Annotated in this window: 17 protein-coding genes and 1 pseudogene; 10 read left to right on the forward strand and 8 right to left on the reverse strand. The window is 72.5% G+C overall.

Annotated elements, in window-relative coordinates; genetic code table 11:
• Positions 1–84: 84 nt before the first annotated feature.
• The 6 genes from C1J01_RS34355 to C1J01_RS34380 are packed head-to-tail and all read right to left on the reverse strand — an operon-like array spanning position 85 to position 6,208.
• Positions 85–1,263, reverse strand: a complete 1,179-nt coding sequence (locus C1J01_RS34355) for a M20 family metallopeptidase (RefSeq protein ID WP_111183134.1) — start codon at positions 1,261–1,263, stop codon at positions 85–87.
• Complete coding sequence (locus tag C1J01_RS34360) at positions 1,260–2,060, reverse strand: ATP-binding cassette domain-containing protein (protein WP_111183135.1); 801 nt, start codon at positions 2,058–2,060, stop codon at positions 1,260–1,262. The genes C1J01_RS34355 and C1J01_RS34360 overlap by 4 nt, the downstream gene beginning before the upstream one ends.
• Positions 2,029–2,943: an ABC transporter ATP-binding protein gene (locus C1J01_RS34365; RefSeq protein ID WP_111183136.1), complete on the reverse strand. Its 915-nt coding sequence runs from the start codon at positions 2,941–2,943 to the stop codon at positions 2,029–2,031. Before C1J01_RS34365 ends, C1J01_RS34360 begins: the two co-directional genes overlap by 32 nt.
• Positions 2,930–3,751, reverse strand: a complete 822-nt coding sequence (locus C1J01_RS34370; protein WP_235854857.1) for an ABC transporter permease — start codon at positions 3,749–3,751, stop codon at positions 2,930–2,932. Before C1J01_RS34370 ends, C1J01_RS34365 begins: the two co-directional genes overlap by 14 nt.
• 8 nt (positions 3,752–3,759) lie before the next feature.
• A complete protein-coding gene (locus C1J01_RS34375) occupies positions 3,760–4,698 on the reverse strand; it encodes an ABC transporter permease (protein ID WP_111183138.1) in 939 nt (312 codons plus the stop codon).
• Between the two features lie 13 nt (positions 4,699–4,711).
• A complete protein-coding gene (locus C1J01_RS34380; protein ID WP_111183139.1) occupies positions 4,712–6,208 on the reverse strand; it encodes an ABC transporter substrate-binding protein in 1,497 nt (498 codons plus the stop codon).
• Positions 6,209–6,297: 89 nt separating this feature from the next.
• Between C1J01_RS34380 and C1J01_RS34385 the strand changes: the two genes are divergently transcribed.
• From C1J01_RS34385 to qcrB, 9 genes are all read left to right on the forward strand, one after another.
• Positions 6,298–7,050, forward strand: coding sequence for a FadR/GntR family transcriptional regulator (locus C1J01_RS34385; RefSeq protein WP_111183140.1), 753 nt, complete (start codon positions 6,298–6,300; stop codon positions 7,048–7,050).
• A 46-nt stretch (positions 7,051–7,096) separates the two neighbouring features.
• A complete protein-coding gene (locus C1J01_RS34390; protein ID WP_111183141.1) occupies positions 7,097–8,059 on the forward strand; it encodes an adenylate/guanylate cyclase domain-containing protein in 963 nt (320 codons plus the stop codon).
• A 72-nt stretch (positions 8,060–8,131) separates the two neighbouring features.
• Positions 8,132–8,614 carry a SigE family RNA polymerase sigma factor gene (locus C1J01_RS34395; RefSeq protein ID WP_111183142.1) on the forward strand — a complete coding sequence of 161 codons (483 nt, stop codon included), beginning with the start codon at positions 8,132–8,134 and terminating at the stop codon, positions 8,612–8,614.
• Positions 8,611–9,609, forward strand: a complete 999-nt coding sequence (locus C1J01_RS34400) for a hypothetical protein (RefSeq protein ID WP_111183143.1) — start codon at positions 8,611–8,613, stop codon at positions 9,607–9,609. The genes C1J01_RS34395 and C1J01_RS34400 overlap by 4 nt, the downstream gene beginning before the upstream one ends.
• 40 nt (positions 9,610–9,649) lie before the next feature.
• Positions 9,650–10,402, forward strand: coding sequence for an aminotransferase class IV (locus C1J01_RS34405; RefSeq protein WP_111183148.1), 753 nt, complete (start codon positions 9,650–9,652; stop codon positions 10,400–10,402).
• Between the two features lie 29 nt (positions 10,403–10,431).
• Positions 10,432–11,409, forward strand: coding sequence for an LLM class flavin-dependent oxidoreductase (locus C1J01_RS34410; RefSeq protein ID WP_111183149.1), 978 nt, complete (start codon positions 10,432–10,434; stop codon positions 11,407–11,409).
• A 60-nt stretch (positions 11,410–11,469) separates the two neighbouring features.
• Positions 11,470–12,999: an acyl-CoA synthetase gene (locus C1J01_RS34415; protein ID WP_111183144.1), complete on the forward strand. Its 1,530-nt coding sequence runs from the start codon at positions 11,470–11,472 to the stop codon at positions 12,997–12,999.
• 125 nt (positions 13,000–13,124) lie between these two features.
• Positions 13,125–13,766, forward strand: a complete 642-nt coding sequence (locus tag C1J01_RS34420; RefSeq protein WP_111183145.1) for a class I SAM-dependent methyltransferase — start codon at positions 13,125–13,127, stop codon at positions 13,764–13,766.
• A gap of 177 nt (positions 13,767–13,943) precedes the next feature.
• The gene (qcrB, locus tag C1J01_RS34425) at positions 13,944–15,563 is read left to right on the forward strand and encodes a cytochrome bc1 complex cytochrome b subunit (RefSeq protein ID WP_111183146.1); all 1,620 of its coding nucleotides are present in this window, start codon (positions 13,944–13,946) and stop codon (positions 15,561–15,563) included.
• Positions 15,564–15,573: 10 nt separating this feature from the next.
• Here the strand turns inward: qcrB and C1J01_RS34430 are convergent, their stop codons facing one another.
• Together C1J01_RS34430 and C1J01_RS34435 are read right to left on the reverse strand one after the other, a co-directional pair.
• Positions 15,574–15,909, reverse strand: a complete 336-nt coding sequence (locus C1J01_RS34430; RefSeq protein WP_111183150.1) for a hypothetical protein — start codon at positions 15,907–15,909, stop codon at positions 15,574–15,576.
• Between the two features lie 20 nt (positions 15,910–15,929).
• On the reverse strand, positions 15,930–16,889 hold the full coding sequence (locus tag C1J01_RS34435) for a LysR family transcriptional regulator (RefSeq protein WP_111183147.1): 960 nt from the start codon (positions 16,887–16,889) through the stop codon (positions 15,930–15,932).
• 63 nt (positions 16,890–16,952) lie between these two features.
• On the opposite strand from C1J01_RS34435, the pseudogene C1J01_RS34440 reads away from it, so the two are divergent.
• A pseudogene (locus C1J01_RS34440) lies at positions 16,953–17,181 on the forward strand (hypothetical protein); the annotation flags it as partial.

The following is a 17,181-nucleotide window of genomic DNA, read 5'->3' on the forward strand; positions in this document are numbered from 1 at the left end:
TCAGTGGTGTGAGGTTCGGGTGGGTTGGGTGTCCGGCGGCTGTGACAAGTGGGCCCATGTCGGGGAGCGTTCCCGGATCGGGCATCAGAAGTCGCCGGTCAGGAAGCGGCGGGCGGCTTCGGCGAAGACGCGGGTGCAGCGGACGATCTCCGCCACCTCCACGTACTCGTCCGACTGGTGCGCGATCCACTTGCCGCCGGGCCCGTACACCACCGACGGGATCCCGCCCCAGTGCGTCAGCACGGTGCCGTCCGTGGAGCCGGGCACCCCGCCGTACACGGGCTCCTCCCCCGTGACGGCCCGGTGCGCGGCGGCCAGGGCGGCCACCACCGGCGCGGTGACGGGGACGTCCACGGGCGGCCGGTCCACCAGCACCGACACCTCGGCCGAGATGCCGGGGCCGGAGGCGAGCGCGGCCACCCGGTCGGCGACGTCCTTGTGCTCGACCCCGGGGATCGTGCGCACGTCCACGAAGAGCGAGGCGACCGCGGGGATGACGTTCACCTGCTCCTCGGAGCCGGCGCGCAGCACGGTCGGCGTCACGTACACCTCGCCGAGGTGCTCGTGGGCGGGGTGGCGCGCCTGGAGCTCGTCCTGCAGGGCGGCGAGGCCGGCGAGCAGCGCGCCGGCGGCGGGGATGGGGTTGCGGCCGTGCTGCGGCATCGCGCCGTGCGCCATCTTGCCGGTCAGGTCGACGCGCAGCCGCAGGGCGCCCTTGGCGACGGCGCAGATCTCCCCCGCCTCGGGCTCGGCGACGATGGCGCCGTCCACGCCGGCGGCCAGCCCCTCGGAGACGAAGTGGTGCGCGCCGATCATGAGGCCCTCCTCGTCGGCCAGCGCGCACACCTTGATCCGCCCGGGGAACGGCCCGGCCAGCTGCAGGGCGCGGGTGGCGTAGAGGGTGGCGGCCAGGCCGGACTTCATGTCGGCGCTGCCCCTCCCCCACAACCGCCCGTCGCGGATCTCGCCGCCGAACGGGTCGACCGTCCAGGTGGACAGGTCGCCCTCGGTGACGACGTCGGTGTGGCCCTCGAACATCAGCGTCGGCCCGTCACCGCCGCCGCCCTCGACCACGGCGACCACGTTGGGCCGGCCGGGCGCGGCCTCGTACACGACCGGGTCCCACCCCCACTCGCGCATCTTCGCCTCGACCAGCTCGGCGGCGGGCCGCTCGTCGCGGCCGCGCGCCGGGTCGTTGGTGCTGGGGATGCGCACCAGGGCCTGGGTGAACGCCACCACCCCGTCGGCATCGACGTCGATCACAACAACCCCTCCAGAGTCGGTACGGCCGCCAGCAGCGCCCGCGTGTACGGGTGGGCGGGCGCCGCCCAGACGTCGTCCACGGGCCCGGTCTCCACGATCTCCCCGGCGCTCATGACCGCGACGGTCTCGCACACGTGCCGCACCACGGACAGGTCGTGCGAGACGAACACGAGCGTCAGCCCCAGCTCGTCGACGAGGTCGGCCAGCAGGTTGAGGATCTGGCCGCGTACGGAGACGTCGAGGGCGCTGACGGGCTCGTCGGCGACCAGCACCTTCGGCCGGGGCGCGAGCGCGCGGGCGATGGCGATGCGCTGCCGCTGCCCGCCGGAGAACTGGTGCGGGTAGCGCTCGGCCGCCTCGGCGGGCAGCCCGACGGCCTCCAGCAGCTCCGCCACCCGGCCGCCGACCGGCAGGCCGAGGGCGACGAGCGGCTCGGCGACCAGGTCACGGACGCGCATGCGCGGGTCGAGCGAGCTCATCGGGTCCTGGAAGACGATCTGGAGGTTCTCGCGCAGGAAACGCAGCCGCCGCTCGGGCAGCCCGGTGATCTCGCGGCCGTCGAACCGGATGGACCCGCTGGTGGGCCGGTCGAGCCCGCACAGCAGGCGCAGCAGCGTCGACTTGCCGGAGCCGGACTCGCCGACGATGCCGTACCGCTCGCCGCGGCCCACGGTCAGCGACACCTCGCGCAGCGCCTCGACGGCGGCGCCCGGCTTGGTGAGCGAGGAGCGGGGCCGGTGGTAGACGCGGGTGAGGCCGCGCGCCTCAATCAGCGGGGTGCCAGCATGCGAAGGCATGTCCGTCTCCTGTCAGCTCCGGTGCCGTCTCGCAGGCCGGGGTCGCGTGCGGGCAGCGGTTCCTGAACACGCAGCCGTCGGGGAACCGCCCGGCCGGGGGGACGCTGCCGCTGATGGTGGGCAGCCGGGTGCCGCGCGGGGTCAGCTTCGAGGCGGCCAGCAGGCCCTCGGTGTAGCGGTGGCGGGGGCGGGCGAACACCTCGCGGATGGGGCCCGACTCGACGACGCGGCCGCCGTACATGACCAGGACGCGTTCGCAGACGGAGGCGACGACGGCCAGGTCGTGGGTGATGAACAGCAGCGCGGGCGCGACCTCGGCGATCAGCTCCAGCATCTGCTTCTGCACGGTGACGTCGAGCGCGGTGGTGGGCTCGTCGCAGATGAGCAGGCCGGGCTCGTTGGCCAGCGCGATGGCGAGCATCACACGCTGGCGCTGCCCGCCGGACAGCTGGTGCGGGTACGCGCGGGCGATCTGGGCGGGTTCGGAGAGCCGGACGCGCTCCAGCAGCTCGACCGCCCGCGCGCGGGCCTCCCGGCGCGCTCTGCCGTGCAGGGTCATGACCTCGGCGACCTGCGCGCCGACCCGCATGAGGGGGTTGAGCGCGGTCATGGGCTCCTGGAAGACCATGGACATCTCGCGCCCGCGCAGCTCCTTGATCCGGCTCTCGGGGACGCCGACGAGGTCGCGGTCGCCCAGCCGGGCCGTCCCCGAGGCGGCGACGCCCTCGGGCAGCAGGCCCATGAGCGACAGCGCGGTCAGCGACTTGCCCGACCCGGACTCGCCGATCAGCCCGACCCGCTCCCCCGGCCCGATCGCGAACGACACGTCGTGGACGAGCTCCACGGAGCCGGCGCGTACGGTGAGCCCGTCAACCTTCAGCACGGATCCTCCTGAGCTTCGGGTCGAGGAAGTCGCGCAGGCCGTCGCCGAGCAGGTTGAAGCCGAGCACCGCGAGCGCGATGGCCAGGCCGGGCCACAGGGCGAGGCGCGGGGTGGAGAACAGCAGCTCCTGCGACTCCTGCAACATCCGCCCCCACGAGGGCGTCGGCGGGCGGGTGCCGAAGCCGAGGAACGACAGCGCCGCCTCGGCCAGGATCGCGATCGCGAACGACACCGACGCCTGCACGATGAGCACGGAGCCGATGTTCGGCAGCACGTGCCGGAAGGCGATCGCGGGACGGCGCCGCCCGGCGGCCCTGGCGGCCAGCACGTAGTCGGTGACCATGACCTGCAGCGTCGCGGCGCGGGCGACGCGGGCGAACGCCGGCACGGTCGCCACCCCGATCGCGATCATCGCGGTGAGCGTGCCCGCCCCGTAGACGGCGCCGAGCATGACGGCCAGCAGCAGCGCGGGGAAGGCGAACACGAGGTCGTTCACCCGCATGATGAGCTCGGAGAGCCAGCCGCGCGGCGTCATCCCGGCGGCCATGCCGAGCGGTGTGCCGACGACCGCGGCGATGCCGACGGCGACGATGCCGACGTAGAGGGTGGTCCGGGCGCCGACCATGAGCTGGCTGAAGGTGTCGCGGCCGAACTTGTCGGCGCCGAGCAGGTAGCCGTCGCCGGGCTCGCGCAGCTTGCCGGCGGCGTCCACGAGCGTGGGGTCGTGCGGGGTCCAGAAGAACGACACCAGCGCCGCGAGCACGACCATCCCGACGAGCACGCCGCCGACGAGCAGCCCGGCGTTCATCCGGCCTCTCATCGCAGCCTCGGGTCGAGCAGGTGGTAGGCGACGTCCACCACGAAGTTGATCAGCAGGACGGCTGCCACGAGCACCATCACCACGCCTTGGACGAGCAGCAGGTCGCGCTGGGCGACGCCGTTGAGCAGCAGGTCGCCGAGCCCGGGGACGACGAAGACCCGCTCGACCACGACCGCGCCGACGAGCAGCGTGGCCAGCTGCAGGCCGAGCACGGTGACCACGGGGATGGAGGCGTTGCGCAGGCCGTGCCGCCACAGGGCGCCGGTCGAGCCGCGGCCCTTGGCGCGGGCGGTGCGCAGGTAGTCCTCGCGCATCACGTCGAGCACGGCGCTGCGGACGTAGCGGGTGAGCACCGCGCCCTGCACGAGCCCGAGCGACGACCACGGCAGCAGCAGGCTGCGCAGCCACTCGGCCGGGTTCTCGGAGATCGGCACGTAGCCGCCGGACGGCAGCGCCTGCGCCTGCACCGCGAAGACGAAGACGAGCAGGATGCCGGCGAGGAAGGCGGGGATCGCGATGCCGACCTGGCTGACCGCGCTGATCGCCGCACCGAGCAGGTTGCGGTGGTGGACGGCGGCGAACGTGCCCAGCGGCACCGCGATCACCAGGGCGAGGATCATGCCGCCGAGCACCAGCACGGCCGTGACGCCGAGCCGGTCGGCGATCTGGGGGCCGACGGGGGCGGTGGTGACGTAGGAGGTGCCGAAGTCGCCCTGCAGCAGGCCGCCGGCCCAGTCGAGGAACTGCGCGACGGGCGCCCGGTCGGTGCCGAACTGCCGGCGCAGCTCGGCCACGGCCTCGGGGGTGGCGTTGACGCCGAGCGCGATCTCGGCCGGGTCGCCGGGCAGCAGCGCCATGAAGGCGAAGACCACCACGGCGGCCACGGCGGTGCTCGCCAGGAGCACCGCCAGCCGTTTGAGGAGGTACAGCGTCATGCTCGAGGTCTGGTCACTGCTTGGCGAGCCCGGTGAAGTCGAACGACTCCGAGATGGCGTTCTTCGGCAGCCCCGTGATGCCCTTCTTCGCCACCATCAGGTTGGGCATGAGGAAGAGGAAGTCGGCCGCGGCGTCGTCGGACAGCAGCTTGGCCGCCTGCTTGCGGAGCTCCGTCTGCTCCTCCTCGGTGCCCTCGTCGGCGGCGGCGAGGAGTTCGCCGAACTCGGGATTGTCGTACCGGAAATAGTACGATTCATCGGCGAAAATGTTCATGTCGCGGGGTTCGACGTGGCTGATGATGCTCAGGTCGTAGTCGGCCTGCGTGAACACCGCGTCCAGCCAGCGCGCCGGGAACTCCAGCGGCTCGATCTCCGCGTTGATGCCCACCTGGGCCAGCTGCGACTTGACGACCTGCGCGCTGTTGACCGCGTACGGCAGGTTGGGGATGCGCATCTTGACGTCGTACGTCTTGCCGCCCAGCAGTTCCTTGGCCTTGGCCGGGTCGTACGGGTAGTCGCCGGTGCGGTCCTCGTACCAGGGGTCGGTGGGCGGCACCATCGAGCCGATGAGCTGCCCGCGCCCGGCCCAGGCCGTGTCGAGCAGCGCCTGGTGGTCGATGGCGTGCCGGACGGCCTGGCGCACCTTCTTGTCGTCGAACGGCGGCCGGCCGTTGTTCATCGACAGCACCACCTCGCCGTTCGTGGTGCCCTCGATCGTCTGGAAGCGGTTGGGGTCGGCGAACTGCTGCAGCGACTCCGGCGCCTGCACGTTGGAGATGACGTCGATGCCGCCGGTCAGCAGCGCGTTGTTCATCGCCGTGGCGTCCTTGAAGTACTTCAGCGTGACCGACGACGCCGACGGCTTCGTGCCCCAGTACGTCGGGTTCGGCTTCAGCTCGATGGAGTCGCCGCGCCGCCACGAGCCGAGCACGTACGGGCCGGTGCCGACGGGCTTGTTGGCCAGGTCGGAGACGCCCGTGCGACTGAACATCGCGCCGAGCCTGGTGGCCAGCGTGTAGAGGAAGCCGTTGCTCGGGCGCTCGAGCGTGACGACGACGGTGGAGTCGTCGGTCTTCTCGACCGTGTCGATGACGTCGAGCTGCGCGGCGATCTTGAGCTTCCAGTCCGTCTTCAGCCGCTCCAGCGAGAACACCACGTCGTCGGCGGTGAACGGCGCGCCGCTGCTGAAGGTGACGTTCTTGCGCAGGGTGAAGGTGTAGGACTTGCGGTCGTCCGAGACCTCCCACTTCTCGGCCAGCAGCGGCACGATCTCGCCGTTCTGGTCGAGCTTGACCAGGCCCTCGTAGACGTTGACGAGCAGTGCCTGGGGGATGGCGACGCCCTCCGTGGAGGTGAAGTCGAGGTTCGCGGGCTCGGCCACGAATCCGACGGACAGCGTCTGGGCCGCGGGGGCGCCGCCGTCGCCGCCGGTACCGGCGTCGCCGCCGCCGCAGGCCGCGGTGCTGAGCAGGAGACCGCCGACGGCGATCCAGATCCCGATGCGCCTCATCTCTTACAGCCTCCTGGCTAGTGCACTGGTCGGACCAGTAGGCTACGCACATTGCCAGTCGGCGACGGCTCGGGTCAAGGGGGCATGACGTGAGTGGTCCGAGGTTCGAGCCCGTACGGGCCGTACGCGCTTACGAGCGGGTGGTGGAGCAGGTCGAGGAGGCCATCGAGAGCGGCGTTCTCTCACCGGGCGAGCGGCTGCCGAGTGAGCGTGAGCTGATGGTGCAGTTCTCCGTCAGCCGCTCCACGGTGCGTGAGGCGCTGCGGGTGCTGCAGGCGCGCGGCCTGGTGCAGTCGCGGCCGGGCGACCCGAACGGTGCGGAGGTGCTGCCGTTCACGCCGGCCGCGCTGCACAAGTCGATGACCACGCTGGCGCGGGTGGAGGAGTTGTCGCTGGCGGAGCTGGTGCAGTTCCGGATGGTGCTCGACTCGGCGGCCATCCTGCTGGCGGCGCGGCTGCGCACCGACGAGCAGCTGGCCGAGATGGCGGCGGCGGTCGCGCGCATGCGGGCCGCGCTCGAGCTGGGCGAGGACGCCTTCAGCGCGGCCGACGTGGCCTTCCACGAGGCGGTGGCGCGGGCGGGCGGCAACAAGCTCATCCAGATCTGCACCGACGTCGTGCGCTCCATCGTGGTGCGGCTGATCGCCGAGAAGCTGGCGGGCGCCCGCGACCGGGACGCGCTGATGCGGCAGAGCATCCGCCACCACGAGGAGGTCATCGCGGCCATCCGCCTCGGCGACGGCCCCCTGGCGGCGCGGCTGTCCAGGAAGGCGATGTACGACTACTACGCGGGTTACGTCCCCGCCGCCGAACGCGGCGTCCTGCGGGCCCTGCTGGACTGACCGGCCCGTAGAAGTGACCTGGCCCACAGGGTGTTATGTTGCCCCCGTGGCGCGCGACGGGGACGGGCTGGCGGAGGCCTTTCTGCGCGAGCCGCGGCGATACACCAGCCACCAGGTGGCCGAGATGGCGGGGGTGCCGGTCTATCGTGCGCGGCGGTTCTGGCGTGCCCTGGGTTTCCCCAACGTGCCCGACGACGCGGTCGAGTTCACCGACTCCGACGTCGAGGCGCTCAGGACGCTGCTCGGCATGGTGACCTCGGGCGTCTACGACGAGGAGCACGTCCTGCTCATGGCGCGCTCCCTGGGCCGGGCCACCGCGCGGCTGGCCGAGTCGCAGGCCGAGCTGGGCGCGGAGGCGCTCGACCAGGCCGGCGTGCCGCTGGCCGAGCGCCCGCGCGCCTGGCGGCGGCGGGCCGAGCGGGTGGTGCCCGACCTGGCGCGGCTGCTGGTCTACGCCTGGCAGCGCCAGCTCGCCGCCGCCGCGGGCCGCATCGCCGACCAGGACATGAGCTCCGTACGCCTGGCCGTGGGCTTCGCCGACCTGGTGGCGTTCACCCGGCTGAGCCGGCAGATCACCGCGAGCGAGCTGGCCCGGCTGGTCGACAGGTTCGAGGGCCGCTCGGCCGACATCGTCACCTCCACGGGCGGGCGGGTGATCAAGACGCTCGGCGACTCGGTGTTGTTCGTGGCCGACAAGTCCCACGTGGCGGCCGAGATCGCGCTGCGCCTGGTGGAGACGCACGCCCGCGGGCGCGACATGCCGGAGCTGCGGGTGGGGCTGGCGTCCGGGCCGGTGATCTGGCGCATGGGCGACGTGTTCGGCACGACGGTCAACCTCGCCAGCCGGCTGACCGCGCTGTCGCTGCCCGGCACGATCCTGGCCGATCCGCAGCTGGCCGAGGAGCTGGAGGGCGACCGGGCCTTCCGGCTGCGCGAGGTCAACCGGTTGTCGGTGCGCGGCCTGGGCGAGCTGGCCCCGTACACGATCGGGCGCGCCGCGGACGCCTGAGCCGCGGGGCAACCCGGCGGGCCGGTCACCGCGTCATTAGCGGCAGGCCGGCTCGTGTCAGGAGGCATCCCGGTGGCGGATAGGGCGATATTTCAGGACTTCGTGGTGTCGAGGTCGGATCGGTTGTTACGCACGGCGTACCTGCTGGCCCGGGACTGGGACGTCGCGGAGGACCTGCTGCAGGAGTCCCTGGCCAAGGCGTGGTTCGCCTGGCCCCGGGTGGAGGAGCCCGAGGCGTACGTGCGCAAGGTCCTCGTGACCACGTACGTCTCGTGGTGGCGGCGGCGCTGGCGCGGGGAGCTGCCCAGCGACGACCTGCCCGAGTCCCCCGCGCACGACGCGGGGGACGGCCGCGACGACGGCCTGTGGCAGGCCGTCGGCCGCCTTCCGGCCAGGCAGCGCGCGGTGGTCGTGCTGCGCTTCTACGAGGACCTGCCGGTGGCCGAGGTCGCCGGGCTGCTGGGGTGCGGGGAGGGCACGGTGAAGAGCCAGACCGCGAAGGCGCTGGCCAAGCTGCGCGTGGACGAGACGATCGTGAAGGAGCTGCGCCCATGAGCGTGCAAGACCTGCGGGACGTGCTGCGCGAGCACGCCGGCGGCCCGTCCCCCGCGAACCCGCACCGCCACGACCAGATCCACGCCCGCGTCCGCAGGATGCGGCGACGCCGGCGGGTGATGGCGGGGGCGGCGGCCGTGGCGGCGGCCGTGGCCGCGGCGGTCCTGGTGCCCGGCGTGGCGGCGCCGCCGCCCTCCCACGAGACGACGGCGGCGGCCGTGCGGGAGGCGCTGCCCGAGCGGTTCACGGCGCCGGACGGGACCCCGTACCGCCGCCTGGCGCTCACCTCGCTCGGGCCGGACGTGCGGCGGGCGTCGGTGACGGTCCCGGTCTCCGGCCGGCCGCTGGACGTGGGCGCCGTGTGCGACGGCCGGTTCGCCAGCCTGGACGTGCGGGTCCTGGTGAACGGCAACCGCACCGGACCGCCCGGGTTCTCCCCGTGCCGCCCGGAGCGGGCGCTGTGGCCGCTGACCGTGCCCCCGGGCGTCCACGACGTCACGATCACGTTCGAGATGACGGACATGGGCTGGAAGTGCCTCGACGAGACGGGGCCGTGCGAGACGGCGACGCCGCGGCCGGCCGACTGGGGCCTCGCGGTCTACGAGTGGACCCCGCCGGCCCGGCCGGTCTTCCCCGAACCGGTCCGCGCCTTCCCTGACCGGGCGGGTGAGATGAGGCTGGCCGCCTCGACGTCGGGCGTGTGGCCGCGGGACTCGACCTTCACCTTCGAGGGCGTGAGCAGCGACGGCAGCATCGGCCTCGAGCGGCTCTGCTCCGGCGACCTGGCCGACCGGATGTGGTTCAGGTTCCGGATTGACGGCGTGGAGAATCCTTCGACGGTGGGATGCGACGTCTGGAAGGAGGGCCCGTTCCCGAGGGGGGCGATCCCGCTCGACGTGCCCAAGGGCAAGCGGGTCACCGTGACGGGGCAGCTCGGGCTCTGGGGAGAGCACACCAACCGGCCGGTCGACTGGTCGGTCGGCTTGTACCGATAGCGGGCCCTACGGTAGATCGGAACGTGAGGAGGTGGCCGTGATGCGACGTGCCGTGATCGAGGGCAGGCCGGTGGACGACGCGCAGTCGCGCTGGGCGTTGGACGCCCGCTACGGCCACTTCACCGCCATGCAGGTCAGGGATCGGCGGGTGCGCGGGCTGGAGCTGCACCTCGAACGGCTCCGGAGCGCCACCCGTGAGCTGTTCGACGCCGAGCTCGACCACACGAGGGTGCTGGAGTCGGTCCGCGCGGTCCTCGGCGAGGAGCGCGACGCGAGCGTGCGGGTGTACGTCCTGGAGCACGACCGGCCGCGGGTCGTCGCGACCGCGGGGCCGCCGCACGCGCCGCTCGCCGGGCCGCTGCGCCTGCGCTCGGTCGTCTACCAGCGCTATCTCCCGCACATCAAACAGGCCGGCGGGTTCCAGCAGGCCCACATCCTGCGGACGGCCGCCCGTGACGGCTTCGGCGAGGCGCTGCTCACCACCGAGGACGGCCTGATCAGCGAGGGCGCCATCACGAACGTGGGCGGGTTCGCCGGCGGCCGGCTGGTCTGGCCGGACGCGCCGATGCTGACCGGCGTCACGATGGCGCTGCTGCGGCGCATGGACGTGCCGCAGGAGCGGCGTCCGCTGAAGGTGGCCGACCTGTCCGGGTTCGACCAGGTGTTCCTCTGCAACTCCTGGGGCGTGACGCCGGTCGGCGAGGTGGACGGCGTGCCGCTGCGGCAGGACGCCGCGCTGATGGCGCGCCTGTGCGCCTTCTACGACGGCATCCCCGGGGACCCGGTGGATTGATCCGGGGGCGAGGCGCGTTGCACCGGGACGTGACCGCGTACTCGATTCTGGATCGTTCGCTCGTGCGGCGGGGCTCGGACCCCGCCGCGGCACTGCGCGAGACCGTGCGGTTCGCGCGGCAGGCCGAGGAACTCGGCTACCACCGGTTCTGGGTGTCGGAGCACCACGGCGTGCCCGGCGCGGCCGGGTCGGCGCCGACCGTGCTGGCGGCGGCCGTGGCCGCGGCGACCTCGCGCATCCGGGTCGGCACGGGCGGCGTGATGCTGCCCAACCACCGCCCGCTGGTGGTCGCCGAGCAGTTCGGGGTGCTGGAGTCGCTGTATCCGGGGCGCATCGACATGGGGCTCGGGCGTTCCGTGGGGTTCACCGGCGGCATCCGCCGGGCGCTCGGCCACGGCAAGGACGACGCCGACCGGTTCGCCGACCAGCTCGGCGAGCTGCTCGGCTGGTTCACCGGCACGCCGACGGCCCACCCCGGCGTGCACGCGCTGCCCGCCGAGGGGCTGCGGCCGCAGGTGTTCGTGCTGGCCATGGGCGCGGGCGCGGACATCGCCGCGGAGCTGGGGCTGCCCGTGGTGATCGGGGGCGGCCCGCGGGCGGTGGACGCCGCCGCCCGCTACCGCGCCGGCTTCCGGCCGTCGGGATGGGCGGCGCGCCCGTACGTGATGGTGGCGGCGGACGTCGCGGTCGGCGCGAGCGCCGGGGAGGCGGCGCTGCTGCAGCTGCCCGAGGCGTGGTCCACGGTCCGCTCGCGCACGGCGGGGGTCTTCCCGCCGCTGATCCCGGCCGAGGAGGTCGCGGGGACCGAGATGACCGAGCGGGAACGGGCGTATCTGGAGGAGTCGCTCAAGGGCCGGATCAACGGCACGGAGAGTGAGGTCGCCGTCGCCCTCGGCACGCTGGTCGAGGCCACCGGCGCGGACGAGGTGCTGGTCACGATGAACACCTACGACCTCGATCGCCGGCTCGACTCCTATCGGCGGCTCGCGGGGGTGTTCGGAGGGTGATCGCGGGCGTTACTATCGCCCGAATAACACCGCCCGAATATCGTTCTGCCCGGATGAAGGGTGCCCGCTTTGATCCGTCAGCACTCCCTCGGCGACCTCCTGCGGCGCTCGGCCGCCCGTCACCCCGCCAAGACCGCGATCGTCTTCGGAGACCTGCGGCAGAGCTACGCCGACCTCGACCGGGCGGTGAACCGCACGGCCAACGCGCTGGCCGCGCGGGGCGTGGCCAAGGGCGACCGGTTCGCCGTGCTGAGCCACAACAACCACGCCTTCGTGGTGGCGTACCTGGCGCTGGCCCGGCTCGGGGCGATCTCCGTGCCGATCAACTTCATGCTGCGGGCCGAGGAGGTGGCGTACGTCCTGGAGCACTCCGGGGCGAGCGGGATGCTGGTCGAGGAGGCGCTGCTGCCGGTCGCCGAGGCCGCGGTCACGGCGCGGGTGTCCGTACGCGGCGTGATCGGCGCGGCGCGGGACGGCTGGGAGGCGTTCACCACATGGTCGTCGCACGACGACGACGCCGAGCCGCGGGTGGAGGTCGCCGACGACGACCCGATCCAGATCATGTACACCAGCGGCACCGAGTCGCGCCCCAAGGGCGCCACCCTGTCGAGCCGCAGCCTGATCGCCCAGTACGTCACCTGCATGGTGGACGGCGAGATGAGCCCCGACGACGTCGAGGTGCACGCCCTGCCCCTCTACCACTGCGCCCAGCTGCACTGTTTCCTCACCCCGGGCCTCTACCTGGGCGCCACCAACATCGTGCTGCCCGGCGCGAGCCCGGCGGCGATCCTGGCCACCATCGAGGGCGAGCGCGCCACGAAGCTCTTCTGCCCGCCCACCGTCTGGATCTCGCTGCTGCGCCACCCCGACTTCGACCGCCGCGACCTGTCGTCGCTGCGCAAGGGCTACTACGGCGCCTCGATCATGCCGGTGGAGGTGCTGAAGGAGATCGCCGCCCGGCTGCCGGAGGTGCGGCTGTTCAACTTCTACGGCCAGACCGAGATGGCGCCGGTCGCCACGATCCTGCGCCCGGAGGAGCAGCTCACCCGGCTCGGCTCGGCCGGCCGGCCCGCGCTGAACGTGGAGACCCGCATCGTGGACGACCAGGACGAGCCGGTGCCGCCGGGCGTGGTGGGCGAGATCGTGCACCGCAGCCCGCACGCGATGCTCGGCTACTGGAACGACCCGGACAAGACCGCCGAGGCGTTCCGCGGCGGCTGGTTCCACAGCGGCGACCTCGGCGTCATGGACGCCGACGGCTACCTGTCGGTGGTGGACAGGAAGAAGGACATGATCAAGTCCGGCGGCGAGAACGTCGCCAGCCGCGAGGTCGAGGAGGCGATCTACCAGCATCCGGGGGTCGCGGAGGCGGCGGTGTTCGGGCTGCCGGACGACCGGTGGATCGAGGCGGTGACCGCGGCGGTGGTGCCGCGGCGGGGCGCGGAGGTGAGCGCCGAGGAGCTGACCGCGTTCCTGCGGGAGCGGCTGGCGGCGTTCAAGGTGCCCAAGCGGGTGGTGTTCGTGCCGGAGCTGCCGAAGAACGCCTCGGGCAAGGTGCTCAAGCGGGAGCTGCGCGACACGTTGGCGTAACGCCCGCGGCCCCCGGCGCGACTTCGGAGTGATCACGCTTCACCCCGGCCCGGAGCGGGCATGCCCTCTCGGCGACCACGTGCCCGCCCAGCCGGGACTCCCCCGTGCCGACCGAGAGAGGCCGCATGCGAAGCCTGCCCGAGCTCCTGCACCGCACCTTCTTCCGGACGTTGTCGCTGCTGTCGCCCCAGGGGCAGGGCGTGCTCCTGCGCCGCTACTTCGACTGGTGGCACCGCACCCCCGACCCGTGGAGGTTGTCGACCGAGGACTACGAGCAGCACAAGTACCGTTCGACGCTGGAGAGCCTGCCGGCCCGGCCGTACCGGCGCATCATGGAGGTCGGCTGCAGCGAGGGCGTGTTCACCGCGACGCTCGCGAAGACGTACCCGGAAGCCGAGATCACCGGGGTGGACGTGTCGGAGCGGGCGCTGGAGCGGGCGCGGGCGCGGGTCCCCGAAGGCGGGCGGGTGCGGTTCGTACGGGCCGACATCCTCACCCACGAGGCCGAGCCGTGCTTCGACCTGGTGTTCTGCTCCGAGACGCTCTACTACCTGGGCCGCCACGACCGCCTGCGCCGCGCCTCCGACCAGCTCAGCGCGCTGTTGGGGCCCGACGGCGTGCTGGTGGCGGTGCACCCGTGGCCGGAGGCCAGGCGGCTGCACCGCTTCCTCGACGGGCACGCGTCGTTGTCCCGCCTGACCGAGCGGGTCTTCACGACCCCGCCGCGCCCGTTCACCGTCGCGGTGTACGGGACGAAACCGGCATAGCACCACCGGCGAATCCGGCAGAACGTCACAAACTTTGCCGGTGCCCGGGGTCAGCCATCGGGTCGGATGACGATCGCGCGACTACGCTCTGGTACTGCCGCGTACCAGTCATCCGGCAGAGCCGAGGCGCCGTCCGGCTTCCCCCCGTCGCTGGAGTCCGGCCAGGGGAGGCCATTAATGACCACGTTGCCCAAGTTCATCACCGGGCCCAGCAACTTTCTCGACGAGCGCCTGGGCGGCGCGAACTTTCTCAAGCGCAACCTGCGCAAGATCTTCCCTGACCATTGGACGTTCCTGCTGGGCGAGATCGCGCTGTACTCGTTCATCATCCTGCTGTTGACCGGGACGTTCCTCACCTTCTGGTACGAGCCCAGCATGGACGACGTGATCTACAACGGCCCGTACGCGCCGCTTCGAGGCGTGGAGATGTCCGCGGCGTACGCCTCGACCCTGGAGATCAGCTTCGAGGTACGCGGCGGGCTGCTGATGCGGCAGATGCACCACTGGGCGGCGCTGCTGTTCGTGGCCAGTTTGGTGATCCACATGCTGCGGGTGTTCTTCACCGGCGCCTACCGCAAGCCGCGCGAGATCAACTGGCTGATCGGCATCGGGCTGTTCACCCTGTCGTTGTTCGAGGGGCTCAGCGGCTACTCCCTCCCCGACGACCTGCTGTCGGGCGCCGGGCTGCGGATCACCCAGGGCGTGATTCAGTCGATACCGCTGGTCGGCACGTACCTGTCGTTCTTCCTGTTCGGCGGGGAGTATCCCGGCGTGGTGATCATCGCTCGGTTCTTCACGATGCACATCCTGCTGATCCCGGGCCTGCTGGTCGCTCTCATCACCGCCCACCTGATCCTCATGTGGGTGCAGAAGCACACCCAGATGCCGGGCAAGGGACGGACGAACATGAACGTGGTGGGAGCGCCGCTGATGCCCGCCTTCATGGCGAAGTCGGGGGCGTACATGCTGTTCACGCTCGCCGTCCTGGCGGGCCTGGCGACGTTCGCGCAGATCAACCCCATCTGGTTGTTCGGCCCCTACACCCCGGCGGACATCTCCGCCGGGTCCCAGCCCGACTGGTACATGGGCTTCCTGGAGGGCTCCCTGCGGCTCATGCCGGCGTGGGAGATCAACATGTTCGGCACGGCCAACGCGGGCACGCTGCCGCTCAGCGTGCTGATACCGGCGCTGCTGCCCCTCGGCCTCATCATCACCGGCCTGGTGCTCTATCCGTTCCTGGAACGCTGGATCACCGGCGACCGCAGCGAGCACCACATCGCCGACCGGCCGCGCAACAACCCGCACCGCACCGCGATCGGCATGGCGGGCGTCACCTTCTACGGGCTGCTCTGGCTGCTCGGCGCCAACGACGAGATCGCGACGTTCTTCCACATCAGCCTGAACTGGACGACGTACATCGGCCGGGTGCTGATCTTCGTGGGCCCGGCGCTGGCGTACTTCATCAGCTACCGGATCTGCCTGGGCCTGCAGCGGTCGGACGCGAGCGTGATCGGCCACGGGGTGGAGTCGGGCGTCATCAAGCGGCTGCCGCACGGCGAGTACATCGAGGTGCACTCGCCCCCGTCGGAGGACATCGAGGCCCACGTGCGCGGCAAGAGGCCCGTCCCGATGTTGCCCGCGGCCCGGGGGGCCGGCGAACGCGTCCCGCCCAGGTACGCCCGCACCCTGCTCGGGCGGCTCAGGGTGAAGATGAGCCGCGCGTACGGCGGCGAGGAGATCCCGCTCGACGGGCACCGCGAGCACGAGGAGAGGCCCGTCGCCAAGAGGGAGCAGTAGGACCGGCGGTTCAGGAGGCCGGGCGGCGGTCGAGGGCCTGGATCCACTTGACCGCCACGGCGGCCACCTGGACGAGCTCGGCCCGCAACCGCCGCGGGTCGCTCTCGGCGAACGCCTCCAGAACCTCCTCGGCCAGGACGTGCCGCCAGGTCAGCGCCCCGGCCCGGGCGGCCGTCTCGGTCTCCAGCCGGGCCCGGTCGGACTCGGCCGCCGCGCCGTCGGCGCCGGTGCCGTCGGGCAGGACCTGCATCCCCCACCTGGCGTCCTGCGCCGCCCGCTCGGCCGCCACGTCCCCGAGCGCCCGCGCCAGCGACCCGGGCACGCCCGCATCCCCGTCATGTGTCATGCGCCCAGTCTGGCCGATGATCATCGGTGCCGGTCCGGCCGGGGCGCCGGAGGGCGGAAGCCGGGGCCGAGGTCGGTCAGGCCGGAGCAGGCGTGGTCGCGGAACGCTCGGGCGGCGGGGGTGAGGCGGTCCCCGGCCGGCCAGCTGACGCCGATCGTGCGGAACAGCGGCGGCGACAGCGGGATCTCGCGCATGCCTCCCGTGGGCGGCTGGTCCGAGCGGGGCAGCACGGCCACGCCCAGGCCGGCGGCCACCAGGCCCCGTACGGTCTCCGACTCCTGGCCCTCGAAGGCGATGCGCGGCTCGAACCCGGCGGCGGCGCACAGGTCGTCGGTGATCTGGCGCAGGCCGTACCCGTGCTCCAGCGTCACCAGCTCCTCCCCCGCCAGCTCGGCCGCCCGCACCCGCCCGCGCGCCGCGAGCCGGTGGGACGGCGGCACCGACAGCACCAGCTCCTGGTCGGCGAGCGGCCGGCTGACCAGATCGGGGTCGTCCAGCGGCATGGGGGCGACGAACACCAGGTCGATCTCGCCCGCGCGCAGGGCCCGCAGCATGTCCTGACGCGATCCCTGGGCCAGGCTGAAGCGCACGCCCGGGTTGCGCTCGCGGAACCCGCCGATGAGGGACGGCACCAGCGTGCGCCCGAGCAGGTGCAGGAACCCGAGCACGACGCGGCCGCTGCCGGGGTCGATCTCCTCGCGCACCTCGCGGGCGGCGGCGGTCACGGCGGCGAGCGCGCGGGCGGAGGCGGCGGCCAGGGTGCGGCCGGCCCGGGTCAGGCGGATGCCGCGGCCGGCCGGGAGCACGAGCGGGGCGCCGACGACGTCCGCCAGCGCCGCGAGGCGGCGGCTGGCGGTGGGCTGGGGGACGCCGAGCAGCTCGGCGGCGCGGGTGACCTGGCCGGTCTCGCCGACGGCGGCCAACAGGGCGAGGGACGGGGCCAGGCGGGCGGCCAGCTCTTCGTCGGATTCATACGACACAGTATGAATTATCGCCCATTTGTGTATTAGACGTATTTTTTAGCTTTGCTTAGCTTCTGAGGTGTGGTCGTTCTCCAAGAGATCTCCGTGGACACGCGGCGGGTCAGCGCCGCCGTTGCCGCGGCCGGGCTGTCGTCGTTCGCTCTGCTGTACGCGCCGCAGCCGGTGCTGCCGCAGCTCGCGCAGGCGTACGGGCTGGATCCGGGCGGCGCGTCGCTGGCGATCGGGGTGGCGACCACCGCGCTGGCCGTCGCCGTGCTGCCGATCGCCTGGATGGCGGGGGCCGTGGGGC

Origin of the sequence: Nonomuraea aridisoli, from assembly GCF_003236395.1 — a bacterium.
Classification (GTDB): Bacteria; Actinomycetota; Actinomycetes; order Streptosporangiales; family Streptosporangiaceae; genus Nonomuraea; species Nonomuraea aridisoli.

What these genes read in the sequence shown, in the direction of transcription:
- C1J01_RS34360 (WP_111183135.1), bottom strand. Translation starts at nt 2,060, where the DNA reads ATGCCTTCGCATGCTGGCACCCCGCTGATTGAGGCGCGCGGCCTCACC.
- C1J01_RS34400 (WP_111183143.1), top strand. Translation starts at nt 8,611, where the DNA reads ATGAGCGTGCAAGACCTGCGGGACGTGCTGCGCGAGCACGCCGGCGGC.
- C1J01_RS34420 (WP_111183145.1), top strand. Translation starts at nt 13,125, where the DNA reads ATGCGAAGCCTGCCCGAGCTCCTGCACCGCACCTTCTTCCGGACGTTG.
- qcrB (WP_111183146.1), top strand. Translation starts at nt 13,944, where the DNA reads ATGACCACGTTGCCCAAGTTCATCACCGGGCCCAGCAACTTTCTCGAC.
- C1J01_RS34370 (WP_235854857.1), bottom strand. Translation starts at nt 3,751, where the DNA reads ATGAACGCCGGGCTGCTCGTCGGCGGCGTGCTCGTCGGGATGGTCGTG.
- C1J01_RS34380 (WP_111183139.1), bottom strand. Translation starts at nt 6,208, where the DNA reads ATGAGGCGCATCGGGATCTGGATCGCCGTCGGCGGTCTCCTGCTCAGC.
- C1J01_RS34405 (WP_111183148.1), top strand. Translation starts at nt 9,650, where the DNA reads ATGCGACGTGCCGTGATCGAGGGCAGGCCGGTGGACGACGCGCAGTCG.
- C1J01_RS34375 (WP_111183138.1), bottom strand. Translation starts at nt 4,698, where the DNA reads ATGACGCTGTACCTCCTCAAACGGCTGGCGGTGCTCCTGGCGAGCACC.
- C1J01_RS34430 (WP_111183150.1), bottom strand. Translation starts at nt 15,909, where the DNA reads ATGACACATGACGGGGATGCGGGCGTGCCCGGGTCGCTGGCGCGGGCG.